This is a genomic window from Kibdelosporangium philippinense (assembly GCF_021390435.2).
In the GTDB taxonomy this organism is placed as follows: Bacteria; Actinomycetota; Actinomycetes; order Mycobacteriales; family Pseudonocardiaceae; genus Kibdelosporangium; species Kibdelosporangium philippinense.
This window is the reverse complement of the sequence record NZ_JAJVCN010000001.1, coordinates 1581205-1596876: the sequence shown is the minus strand read 5'-3', so window position 1 is coordinate 1596876 and position 15672 is coordinate 1581205. Positions and strand designations below refer to the sequence as shown.

At 64.6% G+C, this 15672-nt stretch carries 16 protein-coding genes; 2 read left to right on the top strand and 14 right to left on the bottom strand.

What is annotated here, in order from left to right; translation table 11 throughout:
* Positions 1-449: 449 nt before the first annotated feature.
* On the top strand, positions 450-1604 hold the full coding sequence (locus tag LWC34_RS07260) for an MFS transporter (protein WP_233723949.1): 1155 nt from the start codon (positions 450-452) through the stop codon (positions 1602-1604).
* On the opposite strand, the gene LWC34_RS07255 is transcribed toward LWC34_RS07260, so the two are convergent.
* The 12 genes from LWC34_RS07255 to LWC34_RS07200 all read right to left on the bottom strand — a co-directional run bounded on the left by LWC34_RS07255 (position 1576) and on the right by LWC34_RS07200 (position 13014).
* Positions 1576-2358, bottom strand: coding sequence for an alpha/beta hydrolase family protein (locus LWC34_RS07255; RefSeq protein WP_233723946.1), 783 nt, complete (start codon positions 2356-2358; stop codon positions 1576-1578). The two genes, LWC34_RS07260 and LWC34_RS07255, sit on opposite strands and share 29 nt — an antisense overlap.
* 20 nt (positions 2359-2378) lie before the next feature.
* A complete protein-coding gene (locus LWC34_RS07250; protein WP_233723945.1) occupies positions 2379-3542 on the bottom strand; it encodes an ATP-grasp domain-containing protein in 1164 nt (387 codons plus the stop codon).
* Entirely contained in the window at positions 3539-4567 is a 1029-nt protein-coding gene (locus LWC34_RS07245; RefSeq protein ID WP_233723944.1) for a pyridoxal-phosphate dependent enzyme, read from the bottom strand. The genes LWC34_RS07250 and LWC34_RS07245 overlap by 4 nt, the downstream gene beginning before the upstream one ends.
* The gene (locus LWC34_RS07240) at positions 4564-5544 is read right to left on the bottom strand and encodes an ABC transporter substrate-binding protein (RefSeq protein ID WP_372496433.1); all 981 of its coding nucleotides are present in this window, start codon (positions 5542-5544) and stop codon (positions 4564-4566) included. The genes LWC34_RS07245 and LWC34_RS07240 overlap by 4 nt, the downstream gene beginning before the upstream one ends.
* Entirely contained in the window at positions 5541-6314 is a 774-nt protein-coding gene (locus LWC34_RS07235; RefSeq protein ID WP_233723943.1) for an ABC transporter ATP-binding protein, read from the bottom strand. The genes LWC34_RS07240 and LWC34_RS07235 overlap by 4 nt, the downstream gene beginning before the upstream one ends.
* Entirely contained in the window at positions 6314-7354 is a 1041-nt protein-coding gene (locus LWC34_RS07230; protein WP_233723941.1) for a FecCD family ABC transporter permease, read from the bottom strand. Before LWC34_RS07230 ends, LWC34_RS07235 begins: the two co-directional genes overlap by 1 nt.
* A complete protein-coding gene (locus tag LWC34_RS07225; RefSeq protein ID WP_233723939.1) occupies positions 7347-8075 on the bottom strand; it encodes a class I SAM-dependent DNA methyltransferase in 729 nt (242 codons plus the stop codon). The genes LWC34_RS07230 and LWC34_RS07225 overlap by 8 nt, the downstream gene beginning before the upstream one ends.
* 137 nt (positions 8076-8212) lie before the next feature.
* On the bottom strand, positions 8213-9343 hold the full coding sequence (locus LWC34_RS07220; protein ID WP_233723937.1) for a glycerate kinase family protein: 1131 nt from the start codon (positions 9341-9343) through the stop codon (positions 8213-8215).
* On the bottom strand, positions 9340-10641 hold the full coding sequence (locus tag LWC34_RS07215; RefSeq protein ID WP_233723935.1) for an SLC13 family permease: 1302 nt from the start codon (positions 10639-10641) through the stop codon (positions 9340-9342). The genes LWC34_RS07220 and LWC34_RS07215 overlap by 4 nt, the downstream gene beginning before the upstream one ends.
* A gap of 57 nt (positions 10642-10698) precedes the next feature.
* Positions 10699-11358: a response regulator transcription factor gene (locus LWC34_RS07210; RefSeq protein ID WP_233723933.1), complete on the bottom strand. Its 660-nt coding sequence runs from the start codon at positions 11356-11358 to the stop codon at positions 10699-10701.
* Complete coding sequence (locus tag LWC34_RS07205; protein WP_233723931.1) at positions 11355-12791, bottom strand: sensor histidine kinase; 1437 nt, start codon at positions 12789-12791, stop codon at positions 11355-11357. The genes LWC34_RS07210 and LWC34_RS07205 overlap by 4 nt, the downstream gene beginning before the upstream one ends.
* Entirely contained in the window at positions 12751-13014 is a 264-nt protein-coding gene (locus tag LWC34_RS07200) for a hypothetical protein (RefSeq protein ID WP_233723929.1), read from the bottom strand. Before LWC34_RS07200 ends, LWC34_RS07205 begins: the two co-directional genes overlap by 41 nt.
* 198 nt (positions 13015-13212) lie before the next feature.
* On the opposite strand from LWC34_RS07200, the gene LWC34_RS07195 reads away from it, so the two are divergent.
* Positions 13213-14289 (top strand): damage-control phosphatase ARMT1 family protein, encoded by a 1077-nt coding sequence (locus tag LWC34_RS07195; RefSeq protein WP_233723917.1) that lies wholly within the window; start codon positions 13213-13215, stop codon positions 14287-14289.
* Here the strand turns inward: LWC34_RS07195 and LWC34_RS07190 are convergent.
* Together LWC34_RS07190 and LWC34_RS07185 are read right to left on the bottom strand one after the other, a co-directional pair.
* Positions 14280-15020, bottom strand: coding sequence for an SIR2 family NAD-dependent protein deacylase (locus LWC34_RS07190; protein WP_233723915.1), 741 nt, complete (start codon positions 15018-15020; stop codon positions 14280-14282). The genes LWC34_RS07195 and LWC34_RS07190 overlap by 10 nt on opposite strands.
* Positions 15021-15043: 23 nt before the next feature.
* Positions 15044-15655, bottom strand: a complete 612-nt coding sequence (locus LWC34_RS07185) for a methyltransferase family protein (protein ID WP_233723913.1) — start codon at positions 15653-15655, stop codon at positions 15044-15046.
* Positions 15656-15672: the final 17 nt, after the last annotated feature.

Sequence of the window (15672 nt, the reverse complement as noted above, 5' to 3'; positions counted from 1 at the left end):
GGTGTGGCCGCGCCACTGACGCACGGCGGACTGTCCACAGTGGCCTTCATTCAGGCCCGCGACGGTTCGTGAGGGGAACTTTTGGCGCGTTGGATGCCGCGAAGGTGACCTTCACGGCACCAACTTGGGTAACAAGAGTGGCGTGTGGGGCAAGTGGGACTTACGTGACGGTCAATCGTCCATTGTGGACATTAAACGTCACCGGCAGTCGACCCTGCGCCGCTTGCGACCAGCTGGAATGCTTAAAATTAAGTCAGTGGCATTGCGGCCAAGGCAGGCGCAGAAGGATCTACCCGGCGGCCAAGCTCTTGAACGACAGCCTGCCGTGAGCTCTCTTTCCGTTCGGAAGGTCACCGGCCACCTCCACCTTGCACGAGCATGGTCAGCAGCGGCGAAGTCCGTGCTGTAGCCATTCGAAATGCCTCGCTGCCTGCATACCATCGTTGACCATGGACTTGCGGATCAGCACTCGTCGGCGGTCGATGTCCGCGCTTTTCGCCACCGTGGCTTTGATGAACACAGCGCAGGTGCTCGCCAGTACGGCGGGCACGTTGATCGCCGTGGAGGCGAGCGGTCCGTCCACCAGCGGTTTGCCCAGCGCGGCGGGCGTGATCGGTACCGCGCTCGGTGCGCTGTTATCGGGTGCGTTGACGTCGCGGCACGGCAGGCGGTTTGCCCTGCTCGTCGGATATGGGTCCGCCACGGCTGGCGCGCTCGCCGCGTCGATCGGCGCTGTCGTGGGCTCGTTGATCCCGTTGTTGGCGGGTCTGCTCGTGCTGGGTCTCGGAAATGGGGCCGCTCAACTCTCTCGGTACCTCGCGGCCGATATGTATCCGGACGAGCGCAAGGGGTTCGCTCTCTCGTCCGTGGTGTGGGCGGGCACGATCGGCGCGTTGACCGGTCCCCTGCTGATCGCGCCGACCGCGGATTGGTTCGGCGGGCTTTCCGGACCTCTCATCGTCGCAGGTGCGGCGGTTGCGTTGGCCGCGTTGGTGTCGTTCATGCTGCCGTCCGACGAGGTCACGGAGTCCACGAAGCCCGAGGGTTGGGCGGTGTTCCGGCGGGCGGAACTTCGGTTTCCCTTGGCGGCCATGGTGGCGGCTCAGTTGACCATGGTCGCGGTCATGACGATGACGCCTCCTCAGCTGCACCACCTCGGCCACGGCCTTGACGTCGTCGGCTGGATCCTGAGCGCGCACATCTTCGGGATGTTCGCGCTGTCGCCGTTGACCGGACGGCTTGCCGACCGGATCGGCGGCCGAGGCACCATCGGCTGCGGGATCGTGGTGCTCACCGCGGCCACCGCGCTGGCGATCGCGCTGCCGACCTCGCACACGGCCGGTTTGCCGATTTCCCTGTTCCTGCTTGGGTACGGCTGGAACCTGATGTTCGTCGGCGGCAGCAGCCTGATCAGCAGCATGGTGCAGACCAGGGCCAAAGGCGCGGTGGACGCGGTGATCTGGGGATCATCGGCGTTCGCCAGCATCGGATCCGGCTATCTGTTCGGTTACGGCGGCTACCCGTTCGTCGCCGCCGTCGCCGGGATCCTCACGTTGCTTCCGGTGTTCCTGCTGGTCAGACGTACTGAGCGAACCACTGGGTGAGCCGCTCGTCGACCTTCTTGGCCACGGGCAGCTGCGGCGCGGGTTCCATTCCTGGCTCGTCGGCGAGCGGGTGCGCGAGGCCTGGGATGGTCGCGAGCTCGGCGTTCGGGAGTTTCTCGACGAGCTGTGCGGCGTCGGCACGCAAGACCGGATGGTCCTCCTCACCGCTGACCACGAGCAACGGGGTTTCGGCAAGTTCTGCCGCGCGGGCGATGAAGTCGAGCTCATCGGCTGCCGCAGCGGACTCTTCAGTCCATTGGTAAGGCGTGCCCCAGATGTCTTCGGCAAGGGAGACGCCCGCGCGGACCCGGATCAACCCGTTGACGATGGCCGCGCCAGCAAAGGAAACCTTGGTCAGGTTCTGCAGCGCAATAGCAGCGCCGAGGGATCCGCCGAGCGCGAAGAGCAGTCCGTCTCCAATGGACAGTTGCTTCCGGACATCGGCAAGGGCTGCGGGGAATTCCTCGACCGCAAGGCGGATGAACAGCGCGAAGTACCCCAGGACCGAGTCGGCCTTGGCGCGCTCCAGTGCAGCGTCCATCGTGCCGTTGTCCATTCGTGCACCGCAGAACGGCAGGCCGAAGTGGACACGCCACGCGGCAACATCGTTCAACGGCAGCGCCGCTGCGAATGCGGCATTCGTACGTGGCGCGTCCATCATGTGCCACGACACCACCAAGGCATTGGTCTCGGTGGACGGTGGCAATGCTGTGTACGGCACGCCCGCAGCTGTGCCCGTGATCGGCTCGCCCATGGCCGTCACCCTAAATGGGCTTACGCACCAGGGTCTGCCGATTCTGCTGATGGCGAAACCGCGGCGGCCGCGGCCAGTGCGCGATGCATCGCCAGTTCCGCGGTCGGCCCTTCGGTCAGCACAATGCCAACGCAGCCGCGTTGATCGGTCAGGTGATCGATCCGATCGCCAACGGCTTTGGTCGGGTACCACTCGGGTTTCCCCGGGTAGGCGGCCAGTTTGTCCAAGCCATCGATCGCTGTGAGAACGCCTTGCTGCTTGGGGTAAACGAGCGCGAACGCCACCGCGGGCCCAGTCGCTTCGGCGTGCTCCAGCAATACGGGTGCCTTACCGAGCGCCATGTCGATCATCGAATCGTAGACGTTCGCGCGGAGCGTCCGGCACAAAGCTTCGCCCACAAGGGCACCGCCGATCCGGGGATTGATCTCGACGAGCTGCGGGCCGTCCACTGTGAACACGAACTCGATGTGCGCGAACCCTTGCTCGTAGTCCACGGCCGTCAGCACCTTGCTGACCCACGACGCCAGCTCGGCCTTTTCGTCTGCCGGGAAGGCGACCGGGAATGCCGCGGCATCCTCGCGTACGCCAGTCACCTGACGGCTGAGCACGCCAAGCAGCCGCGTCTGCCCCTCCCAGGTGATGGTTTCGGCGCTGTAGACCGGGCCCGCGAACAACGGCTCGGCGAACAACTCTCCCTTGAGGTCACCTTGCGCTGCTTCGGCCAAAGCGGCATCAAGTTCCTCGGGCGTCCGAACCAGCCAGACATTCCGCGACGATGTTCCCGCGGAGTCCTTGAGCACTGCCGGAAGCGTGTCGCCGGGAGCCGGGCTCAGACCGTGCTCATGCAGGCGCTGCCGGACTTTCAGCTTGTCCCGCAGGAACTGCGCTGACGCCACACTCCGCCCGGGCAGTCCGAATTGGGCGGTCAGCTTGGCGCCTGGGACGAACCAGGTGTCGGTCGAGTTGATCAGTCCATGCAGGTCCGGGATTTCCTTGAGGATTTCCGCACAGGCCGCGATGTCAGTCGTATCCACGTCAACGACTTCCAGTGACAGCCGGGAAAGTTCGTGCCGGTAGATCTCACGGACGCCAGTCAGCAGGCACAACCGCTCCCCTGCCTTTTCCGCGGCGCGAACCATGTGCCCTAGCCCGAACATCAGTGCCTCAAGGGCCACAATGGTCACGACGCTTGTTCCTCCTGTCGCACAACTGGCCACGGCCGACGCTGCCACTCCATGACCGACCACGGCATGGTCAAGTCGTCGAGTGAGGTGATCTCCAACGGACGCAACGACTCCATGTCGAGGGCTTCACGATGCCGGGCGAAGACGCGATCCACGTACCGATGTCCGGTGTCGGCGCCGATCACCAAGTGAGTCCGGTCCGGATTGCTCCCGGCCTCCCACTCGGCGACGAGATAGGCAGCCCCGGTGGACAGCCCGGCGAATACGGCATGGTCCCGCAGCAGCCCGATCGTCCCAGCCATGGCATGCCGGAAGTCCATCCAATGCAGACAGTCGTACAGATGGTGCCGGACGTTGTCGAACCAGATCGAACTGCCGATCCCGGCGATGATCGCGTCCGGATCGGTGAAACCCTCGCTGCCGAACGTGATACTGCCGAACGGCTGCAACCCCAACAGCCGCACAGACGGATCTTTTTCCCGCAGAGGTTCGATGAGCCCTCCGGTCGATGCTCCCGTGCCCACGGCACCGACAACCGTCAAAGGCCCGTCCACGGCCGCCGAAACGAGCTCGGCCAAGTGCTTGTAGCCCTCGTAGTGCACGCTGTCGTGATACTGCCGCATCCAGTGCACGTCCGGCCGCTGCGCCAGCAGCTGATGAACCCGATGCACCCGACGTTCCTGATCCAGCCTCAGGGACTGGGAAGGCGGCATCTGATCCACCGTCGCGCCAAGGATTTCCAGCTGCGCCCGCATGGTCGCGTCCACGGTGGTCGAAGCGACGATATGACACTTGAGCCCGTACCTGTGGCACGCCATGGCCAACGCCAAGGCATAAATCCCACTGGAACTGTCCACAAGGGTCTGCCCAGGCCGGACGACGCCCCGATCCAGCAGAGTCCGGACCGCGCCGAGCGCCGCATAGACCTTCATCGTCTCGAACCTGGCCAGGATGACGTTGTCCCGTAACCGGATCAGGTCGGGCGCCTTGATCGCGTCGGTGATGTGCTCGTGGACGAGACTCATCGGCCGACCGACCTGAGGTACGCGGCGAAGTCCTCAGCGCCCTTGACATTGCGCGGGCCGCTCACGGCGTCCCCATAGGACATGACGAAGAAACGCTTCTGTTGCACAGCCGGAACAGCCTGCAACGCCGGATGCGCTTCGAGGAACTTCTGCTTGTCGGCCGCGGGCTGGTCGGCGTAGTCGATGATGACGATCACGTCCGGCGCGGCTTGGACAACCGGCTCCCAGCCAACCGATGTCCAGCCTTTCTCCAAGTCGCCCAACGCGTTTCGGCCGCCCGCGGTCGCGATGATGTCGGTAGGCGCCGCGTGTTTGCCCGCGGTGAACGGCTGGTCCGTTCCCGAATCGTAGACGAACACCTTGGCGGGCCGCACGTTCGCCGGTATGGACTGCTGGACCTTGGCCACCCGGTTCTTCAGGTCGGCGACCAGGTCCGTCGCACGCTGCTCGACCTTGAAGATCTTGCCGAGGTTGGCCAGGTCCGCGTACAACGCTTCCAGCGGCGGCACTGTGGTCTTCTTGTCGCCGAAGTTCCAGCAGGTCTCGGTGTGCAGGTAGCTGCGGATGCCGACCTGGTCGAGCAGTTGCGGCGTGATCCCGCGCTCCTCGCTGAACCCGGATCCCCACCCAGCGATCACCCAGTCCGCCTTGGCGTCGACCACGATCTCCCGCGTGATCCGGGACGTGCCCAGCCGCTGGACCTTCGTATAGTCGTCCTTCCATGGCGATCCGGCGATGGCCGGGTCACCGAGTTTGTTCATCACGTACCCCCGCATGCGATCCGCCAGGCCAAGGGAGAACATCTTCTCGGTGCCGCTGACGTCATACGCGACCGGTCGTTGCGGCGCCGGGTAGCTGATTTCCTGTCCGCAGTTGGTGATCGTGACCGGCGCGTTTAGATCCGCGGTCTGCTGCACGGAAGCACCGCACCCGGCTAATAGCCCTGCGACCAGCACAAGGGGCAGGATTTTGGTCACGCTCTCTCCTTGAGGTCGTAAAGCAACTGCGGCACACCGGTTTTGGGATGGGACACAATGGTCGCGTCCACTCCGAACACCGTGCGAACGAGTTCTGGCGTCAGCACGTCGATCGGCGCGCCAGCGGCGACGAGTTCGCCATAGGCCAGTACACCAAGGTGATCGCACGCGGCGGCCGCGAGATTCAGGTCATGGATGGCAACCAAGACGGTCAGCCCGGACTTTCGCAGGAACGACAGCAGTTCCACCTGGTGCCGGACGTCCAGGTGGTTCGTGGGCTCGTCAAGCACCATGACCTTGGGTTCCTGCACCAACGCCCGGGCGATGAACACGCGTTGCCGTTCACCACCGGACAGCGTCAGGATGCTGCGGTCTTTGAGGTGCAGGACATCGGTCTGCGCCATCGCTTCCCGGCACAGGTCGTGTTCCTTGGCCGACAATGCCTGGTTTCCACGCAGGTGCGGAGTCCGGCCGAGGGCAACGACTTCGGAGACCGTGAAATCGAGGTCCGTGTGGTTGTCCTGGGTGAGCGCGGCGACGTATTTCGCGTTCTGTCTGAGGGTCAGGGTCGCGACGTCGGTGCCGTCCAGGAACACAGCGCCCGCGCTCGGGGTCAGCGCCCGGTAGACGCACCGCAGTGCCGTGGATTTGCCGCTTCCGTTCGGCCCGACCAAGCCGACGACCTGCCCGGCGTCCGCGTCCAGGTGCAGGTCCTTGATCAGGGTTTTCCCGGCGATCTCGACCGAGACACCGGTCAGCGAGATGTCCATCAACGGCCCCCGAACAGGTATCCCCGGCGGCGCATCAACGTGATGAACACCGGCACCCCGATCACGGCCGTGATCACGCCAAGCGGTAGCTCCTCCGGCGCGACCAATGTCCTGGCGACCAGGTCGGTCCAGACCATGAACACCGCGCCAGCCAACGGTGCCACCGCGAGCACCCGGCGGTGCCCCGACCCGGCCACGATCCGGACCAGGTGCGGCATCACCAGCCCGACGAACCCGACCGCTCCGCTGACAGCGACGATCAACCCTGTCACTGCGGCGGTGAGCACGAACAGCCAGCGCCGCAGCCGTACGGCGTCCACGCCCAGGCTTGCCGCTGTCTCGTCACCCATCGCCAGCACGTCCAGTGGCCTGCTGTTTCGTAGCAACACAATCATCGCGAGCAACACGGCGATGCCCGCGATCGGCAGGGATCCCCAGTTCGCTCCACCAAGGCTGCCCATCAGCCAGAACAGCACTGTCCTCGCTGCTTGACCGTCCGGGGCAAGGAACACAAGCACGCTCATCACGGCCTGAAACCCATACGCCAGAGCGATTCCGGTTAGGACCAGCCTGAGCGGCGTGAGCCCTGCTTTGCTCATTGCTGCGATATATACGAGAACCGACGCGCCTAGCGCGCCCAGGAATGCCGCTGCGGACAACGCGTAAACGCCAAGGCTCGCGAAGACGCCGAACACGACCACTGCCGTCGCGCCAACAGATGCACCCGAGGAGATGCCCAGGACGAACGGATCGGCCAAAGCGTTGCGTACCAACGCTTGGATCACCACGCCGACGACACTCAGCCCCGCTCCGACCAGCACGGCAAGCAGCACGCGCGGTGTCCTGACCTCCCATACGATGGTGTAGCTGGACAGTTCGTCCGCGGTGATCGTGCCGCCGGTCAGCGCGGCTTTCAGATAACGCAGCACTTCACCGACCGGAACGACCGTCGGGCCCAGTGCGATGCCCGCGGCGATGGAAACGAGCAACGCCACGGATAGCGTCAGCAGGACCGGCCCGAGCCGGACCCGCTCAGTCACGCCGGTAGCCACGAACAATCAACCGTTTCGCGTAGTTGTCATAGGGCGCGCCGTCGAAGTCGCCGAAGCACTCGATGTCCTGGAACCCGGCTTCTTGCAGGAGAGCTTTGAGCTCGGCGCCGCTGTAGATGAAGCATTCGATCACCGCGTGCCTTGCCGTCTCGCCCTTGATCAGGGTCCAGTCGGTGCGCAGCCGGGTCCAAGTGTCGAGGACGGTGTCGCGCATGACGACGTAACCACCTTCGACGTCAACGGACTTCGGCCTGCCGACCCAGCTCGCCAGGACCTCTTTGCCCAGCACGTCGAGGATCAGCTGGCCGTCCTTGGCCAGCGATGTGTATGCGTTGCGCAGGACCTGCAGGTTGTCTTCGGCTTCGGCGAAGTACCCGAAGCTGGTGAACACGTTGAGCGCAACGTCGAACTGGCCGGGCCGGGCGAACTCCAGCATGTCCTCGCAGATCAGCTCTGCTTCCGGGCACCTGGTTTTGGCGTGCTCAAGCATGATCGGGCTGAGATCGACGCCAGTGACCTGGTATCCGCGTTGCGCCAGCGGCAACAGCCACAACCCAGGGCCACAGCACAGGTCCAGCACTCGCGCGGCCGGTCCGAAGTCCAGCAGCGGTGACGTGGCGACCAGGTCAGCGGCTTCTTTCGCCCGGTGCGGCTGGAACATCGTCTCGGCGAAGCCGGACCATAAGTCGTCGTTCTCGTACCACCGCATTCCCCCAGAGCCTCCCACTCAAAAGACCCCTCGTGAGTGGTTAGCCGCGTTCTAACGCGGCTAACCACTCACGAGGCATGACCTGCTTCTATGTAGGAGTCGGGCGATGCGGGCGGCTGGTTCCCGCCATATCGGAATTACTTCATCGCAGCGCCGACGTTGACCAGTTTCAGTGCGCGTTCGGTCGCGTCGGTGAGCAGCTCAGCAGCGTGATCGATCGCTTCGGCCAGGCGCACCGGGGCCGAGAGGATTCCCGCGTAGGCATCGATTCCGGTGGCGTACGCGTGGTGCGCGCCGTCGCCAATCGTGCCCGCCAGAGCAATCACTGGCTTGCCATGGCGTTTGGCACGGGTCGCTACCTCGGCTGGGATCTTGCCGCGTGGGGTCTGGTAGTCGATCGTACCTTCCGCCGTGATCACCAGATCGGCTTTGGCCAGCCGACTGTCCAGGTCAGTGTGGTCGAGCAGGACGTCGAAACGCGGAATGAGCTTGGCGTTCAGCGCCCCAGCCAGCCCTGCGCCCAGCCCGCCGGACGCGCCGCTGCCTGGCATCGGCCGTAGGTCCAGACCACAGTGTCCCGCCAGGACGTCAGCCCAACGGTCCATCGCCTCAGCCAGGATGGCGACCTGGTCTGGGGTCGCGCCCTTCTGCGGCCCGAATACCTGGGAAACGCTGGTCAACAGGTTGTACGGGTTGACTGCGGCGATGATCTCGGTGTCGGCCAGCCTGCTATCCAATGAGGACACGTCGAGTTTGGCGGCGGCCGTGAGAGCATAGCCACTCTGTCCCAATGCCTGGGCATCGACGTCCAGAATCCGGGCGCCCAAGGCTTCGAGCGCACCCGCGCCACCGTCACAGGTTCCGGAGTCGCCGCAGCCAACCAGAATCGTGCGGGCGCCATGGTCGAGGGCTGCTCTGATCAGCTCGCCGACGCCGTAAGTCGTGGTCAGTCCGGGATCTCGGTGTGATCTAGGCACGAGCCTCAGGCCCGCCGCCGCGGCCATGTCGAGCGCGGCGGTGTGGTCGTCGAGCATCGCGAAGTGCGAATCCACTGCCCGTCCGACGGGACCGGTCACCGTGACCGGGATGATCCGGCCGCCGCGGGCGACCGCGAGCGCCTTTGCCGAGCCTTCTCCCCCGTCGACGAGCGGGATCTCGTCGATCACCGCGTCCAGTTCGACTCGCCGGATGCCTGCCGCGATCGCGGCGGCGACGGCCGGTGCGTCCAATGATTCCTTGAAACCACTTGGCGCGACTGCGAACCTCATGACACCTCCATGGGAAGGCCGAGCAACGGCCAGACGAACAGCGCGAACGCGACGACCAAGACGATGATCAGCGGCCCGAGCACACACGAAAGCCGGACCAGGTCGCGTTTGCGGTAAGTAGGAACGTCCTCAGTGGCCGCGAACATCGCGACCGGTTTGGCCGAAGACGGCAATGTGTGACAGAACCCCGCGGCGGCCGTCGAAGCGAACGCGAGCGCCGCCGGATTCATCCCAGTGGCCAACGCCATCGGGATGACCAGCGGAACCAGCACAGCCGACCGTGCCGACCGCGACTGCAGCACCAGGTGTGCGGAAGCACTCACGACCACGACCGTGATCAGCAGGACAACGGCATTGCCTGTGGCACCACCGAAAGCAGCCTTGCCAAGCCAATCAGCTGCGCCCGAAGTGGACAGTGCGTTGCCGATCACGGCGGTACTCGCCATGAACAGCAGGAGTGACCACGGCACCTTCGCCAAGGCGGCACTCATGCCGATCGTGCCGATCCGTGGCGACGTGATCACGACCGCGCCAACGAGTGCCACGATCGCCGGATTCAGAAACCCGGTGCACCACAAAGCGATGACCACAGCGAGCACGACCGTGACGCGCGTCTGCGCCGCCGTGAACGGCTCTTTGTTGAGCTCCACTCGCGGCAGCTTCTCCCGCCGGTCTGTCCTTTTTGTCATCAACAGGATCACGATCTCGGCGCACAGATGGGAACTGAGCACCGCGAATGGCAGACCAAGCAGCAGCCACTGGCCGAACCCGATGCCCGCGCCGGTAATCCCGGTGAGCAACTGACTCGTGATCAGGTGCGCGCCCGCACCGATCAACGTGGCAATGGCTGACAGGAGAATGACCGACGGAATCAGCAACGCGAGCGCCATGACCACCCTCGGCCGTTCCTTGAGAACCTCGGCGAGCGCCATGAACACAGGCAATGCCAACGCCGCGCGGCCCGATGTCGCCGGAACCGCGAGGGCGGTCAGGACAAGCCCTGCCGTGACAAGATGCGCGAGTTGACGGACACTTCGAGCCCGTGCGATCAGCATCGCACCGACTTTCTCAGGCAATCCGGTCGCCGCGAGTCCTTGCGCGATCACGAAGGCCGCGATGAGCAGCCAGATCGTGTCCCCGCCGAGCGCGCCGAACAAGTCGTCCCGCTCGATGACCCCGACGAACAGCAAGGCGAGCGCGGCCAGCAAGCCGACGAACGTGTCGTCAAGCTTGCCGATCATCCACGCGACGATCGCGATCGCGAAGATGACCAAGGTGAGCACAGCCGGGCTTGCCATGGTGTCCACTGTGCGGGGTGGACCTTAAACACAGATGACACATAGATGAGGAGGCTTTCATGTGGACAGCCGATAACCCATGCCCCGGACCGTCTCGATGTAGTCCGCGCCGATTTTCCTTCTGACCGTGCGCACGTAGACATCGACCACATTGGACCCAGGGTCGAAGTCGTATCCCCACACGTGCGAAAGAATCTGTTCCCTTGCGAGCACCTGACCCGGATGCCTCAGGAACAGCTCCAGCAAGGAGAATTCCCTAGCCGTGAGGTCCTCCGTGGATTGAGGTGTGGTGACTCGGCGGGTGCGTAGGTCCAACGTGAGATCGCCGTGCCTCAGGACAGTCAGCTCGGGGGTCCGTTCGGTCCTTAGCCTCAGCCGGACCCTGGCGAGGAGTTCCTCGAAGCGGAATGGCTTGGTCATGTAGTCGTCCGCGCCGCCTTCCAGCCCGGCGACCGTGTCGTGCACGGAGTCCCTTGCGGTCAGGATGATCACCGGGGTCATCACGTTCGCTTTGCGCATCCCTTGCAGCACTTCGAAACCGTCCCGGCGTGGCAGGCCGAGGTCGAGCACGACAAGGTCGAAGTCACCGGTGACCGCCGTTGCCAGCGCCGCGTCGCCGTCCGCCACAATGGTCGTGCTGTATCCGTTGGCGCGCAGTCCTTTATCCACAAAGGACGCGATGCGTTGTTCGTCCTCCGCGATCAGGATCCGGCTCATCTCGGCAACTCCAATCGGAAACTCGCGCCACCTTCCGGCGGTGAGTCCACAGTGACCGCGCCGTGGTGTGCGTCCGCGATCGCCTTCACGATCGCAAGGCCCAGTCCGGCACCGTCCCTTGTACTGTTCTCGCCCCTGGCGAAGCGCTCGAAGATCCTGGCCAGGTCTTCCTCGCCGACGCCAGGGCCGGAGTCCGTGACCCAGAAACGCACCTGATTCCAGGTGAGCGCCGATCCCAGCCGGATCTCGTCGCCGGGGTTGGTGTGCTGCACGGCATTCTGGGCCAGCTGAACCATTGCCTGGGTGACGCGGTGCTGATCCAGCCGCGCATCCCCCTCGCCAAGGGACTCCAGTATCCAGCGGCGGTCCGCGATCGCGCGCACCTTGGCATCGATGTCGCTGGTCAGCTCGGGTACCGAGGTCATACCGAGCTTGATGAAGTCCGGCTGCTCGGCCTTGGCCAGCAGGAGAAGGTCGTCGACCATCCGTGCCATCCGGTCGAGTTCATCGGTGCACAGCCGGATCACCTCGGCCCGTTCGGCCGGGTCGTCGCCCATGAGCTCGAGGTGCCCGCGAACGATCGTGATCGGGGTTCTGAGCTCGTGCCCGGCGTCGTCGAGGAACTGCCGCCTGGTGGCGAAGGCCTGCTCAAGCCGATCGAGCATGGCGTTGAACTGCTCGGCGAGCGCGGAGATATCGTCCCGCCCCTGTACCGGAATACGCCTGGTCAGGTCGTGTTCGGTCAGCTCGGCGGCCGCCATCCGGACGGTACGGACCGGCGCGAGAATCCACCCGGCGACGACCCACGCGACTCCTGCCGTGAGCACCAGGCCGATCAGGCTGACGACTATCAATGTGCGCAGGGTTGACGTGACAGCGGCCCGCGCTTGGTCGAGGAAGTACCCAGCGATGAACCAAGCGCTTGGTTTGGCGTCCGCTGGGGCATTGGACGCGAGCACCCCGACCTTGACCCATCGCATCTCCCCGCCGGGCGTCATCGTTGTCCCGGTGGTGGCACCATCCTGCATGATCGACCGCAGGAGGTTGTCGTCGAGCTCGATGTCAGTTGATGACGGCAGGCCCTGGGTGTCCTTGGACAGCGGTGACGGGCCTTCCCTGACGGCGACCAACACCTCGGCGGTGTCCGTGTACTGGCCGCGGAGATGGTCTTCCATCAGCTCGTGCCGGTGGTCGTAAACCCGGCCGTTGACCGGGTTGCGGCCGGTGCCCGCGTAGCTCCGGAACTCCTCGGCTTCTTGTTCGAGCGACCGGTTGACCCGATCGTCGATCTCGCGCAGCTGATACTCCCGCACGACAAGGACAACCGTGCTCAGGGCGGAAAGCATGAGCAGGACAAGCCAGCCCATGATCCGGACCCGAGCCGGCAGGCGGCTACCCGTCGCCATCGTCGTCCCCATCATCGTCGTCGTCATCGTCGATCGGTGGAGGCGGCTGCGGAGACTTCGTGGTCGTCGTCGTTGTCGGCGGCGCTGTTGTCGGAGCCGTCGGCCGCGGCGTGTTCGACTCGCCGATGCGGACCACCGGGTTGACTTGGGGCGGACGGGCGTCCGGGGCGAGCGTGAGGCCCGCGAGGGCAGCCAGGCCCGGGAGAAGGAGCACGGCGATGACTGCCGCGATGCTCTTGATCCGGGCCATGCGCCTACCTTGCGTCTCGGGGATGACTGGTCGATGAGATCAAGATGAGGATCTCTTCATCTTGCCCTGGGTGGGGATGGATGGCCACTTGGCTTGTTCGGCTTCCAGCCTGGTCAGGGGTCGTGAGTGGTTACGCCGGTTAGAACCGGCGTAACCACTCACGAGGGCCTTTGTGCACGCAAGCCCTAGGCTAGCCGGGTGCCACCGGTCATCACGCTTGAGAGTCCATTCGCCCGCCAGGTGTTCCACGAGCGGCACGCAGTGCTTTTCAACAGGCTCAAGGACGCGCATCCGTACGGGCCGAAGGAGCGAGCGGCCCTCGACAACCTCCTGGAAACCAGCCAGAACGGCACGATCGCTGAACCCGAACCAGCCTTCGACCGGGAGCAATGGCTGGCCTGGGATCAAAGGCACTTTGGCACCCCATGGCCGAAAGCACCCTTCCTCTGGGCCGAAAGTTACTTCTATCGGCTCCTGCTCGGCGCGGTCGGCTACTTCGAAACGAAAGTCGACCCCTTCGGCCCGTTCAAAACGGCGGAGCTCCATACCCTCAACGAAAAAGAAGACTACGCCTGGCTTGAGAATCCGCTGGACTTCGACGCTGCCCTGATGGCCTCGTTGTACGGCAACCGAGCAGACCTTGGCTTCCAGCTCATCGCGGGCAACACTGAGATCCACAACCAGTTGGTCGCCGACGACAGCGCCAAGGTCCATGACTTCTTCCGCAGGCGCGGCCCCGTCCCAGTCACGTTCGTCCTCGACAACGCGGGTCGGGAACTGTTGTCAGACCTCATATTCGCGGACCATCTCCTGACCAACGACCTTGCCACCGATGTCACGCTGCACACCAAGCCATACCCGTACTACGTCTCCGACGCGACGATGACCGACGTCAGTGACTGCATGCGGCGGCTGAAGGATCTACCGGGCGGCGCTGGGCAGCGGTTGCATGCGGCCGCAGCGGACGGGCGGCTGAGGATTCGCACCCACCCGTTCCACTGCGCCCCACTGTCCTTTCACGACATGCCAGCCGATCTCGCCAATGAGCTCAAGTCTGGCCTGACCATCTTCAAGGGCGACTTGAATTACCGGCGTCTCGTCGGCGACTGCTACTGGGATCCTGCCACTCCGTTCCGGCAGACCGTGTCCTACCTGCCTGGGCCGACGGTTGCTCTGCGAATCCTGAAATCGGAAGTGCTTGTCGGCGCGGACAACCTCGAATCCGCCGAGCGGACCGCAGGCACGCACGCGATGATCCAGATGTATCAGCCCTGAGCCAGTGCCGCGCAGATCTTCGGCACCGCGACACCGATCGGTTCCCTGACCAGTTCGACGGCGAGGTGGTCGTACGGCGTCGGATCACGGTTGATGATCACGAGTTTCGCACCTGCCTCCACCGCGACCTGGCACAGCGATGCGGCGGGCTCGACTTCCAGTGAGCTGCCGATCGCCAGGAACAGTCCGCTGACCGCGGCGATGTCCCGGGCCTGGCTCAGTACGTCCACGTCCAGGTACTGTCCAAAAAGGACCACCGCGAGCTGCGGAATGCCGCCACAGTCCGCACATGGCGGATCCGCCTCACCGGCCGCAACCCTGGCCAGCACCTGCGAACTCGGCTGAACAAGGGCACACTGCGTACAGATCGCCTCGTGCATATTCCCGTGCAGCTCAAGGACTTTCCGCGCAGGCGTGCCAGCTCGCTGGTGCAGGCCATCAATGTTCTGCGTCAGCACACGCACGGCCATGCCGCTACGGTCAAGCTCGGCCAGCGCGGTGTGCGCCGCGTTCGGTGAGGCAGTCCACGCGCTGTGTCCACTGTAGCTCTGCCAGAAGCGTTCGCGGACCGTCGGATCGGCCATGTAGTTCTGATACGTGAAGAGATCCGCCATTCGCGGATCCTTCGTCCATACGCCGTCCGGTCCACGGAAGTCCGGGATCCCCGAATCCGTCGAGATCCCGGCACCTGTCAGCACCGAAACCCGTGTCACCCCTCGTGCCCACTTCATGCGATCGAGCATATGCAAAGCCGCTACCGATTTCGGAAACGTCCGATCCCGGGCAGGAACCGGCCGACCTTGCGACCGTACTCGATGTACGTCGCGCCGTGGATCTGCCGCAGGTACGGCTCTTCAACCACACGGACCTGAAGTTCGACGGAGATGAGCACGCCAACGAACGCCACCAGCGCGATGATGTTGGGCGCCATCAGTGTCAGGCCGAGGAAGCTGACAACCGTCGACGTGAAAACCGGGTTGCGGACCAGGTTGAACGCACCCGCGGTGACCAGGCCAGTGGTTTCGTCCGGGTTCACCCCGACGCGCCAGGACGGCCCCATGATGTGTTGCGCCACCACGGTTGCGAGGAAACCAAGGACCGCGAGCACGATTCCGATGATCTGGATCGACGGCGTGACCAGGGCCGACACCGGATCCAGGCCGGCGAGCTGGGCGATCGGCGCCGCGATGGACAGCAGGATCGACAGGACCAGCGCCACACCGGCCCACCACATCGCCGAGCCGGGCCGACCGCGAAGAACACCGTTGATTCCGGACGCGCCGGTCATTCCGCGATGCAGAACCACCCGGAGGCCGAAGGCGCCGAACAGGAAGACCACGTACAGGATCAGAGCCAGGGCTGCCATTGAGGTGATCTCAGCGA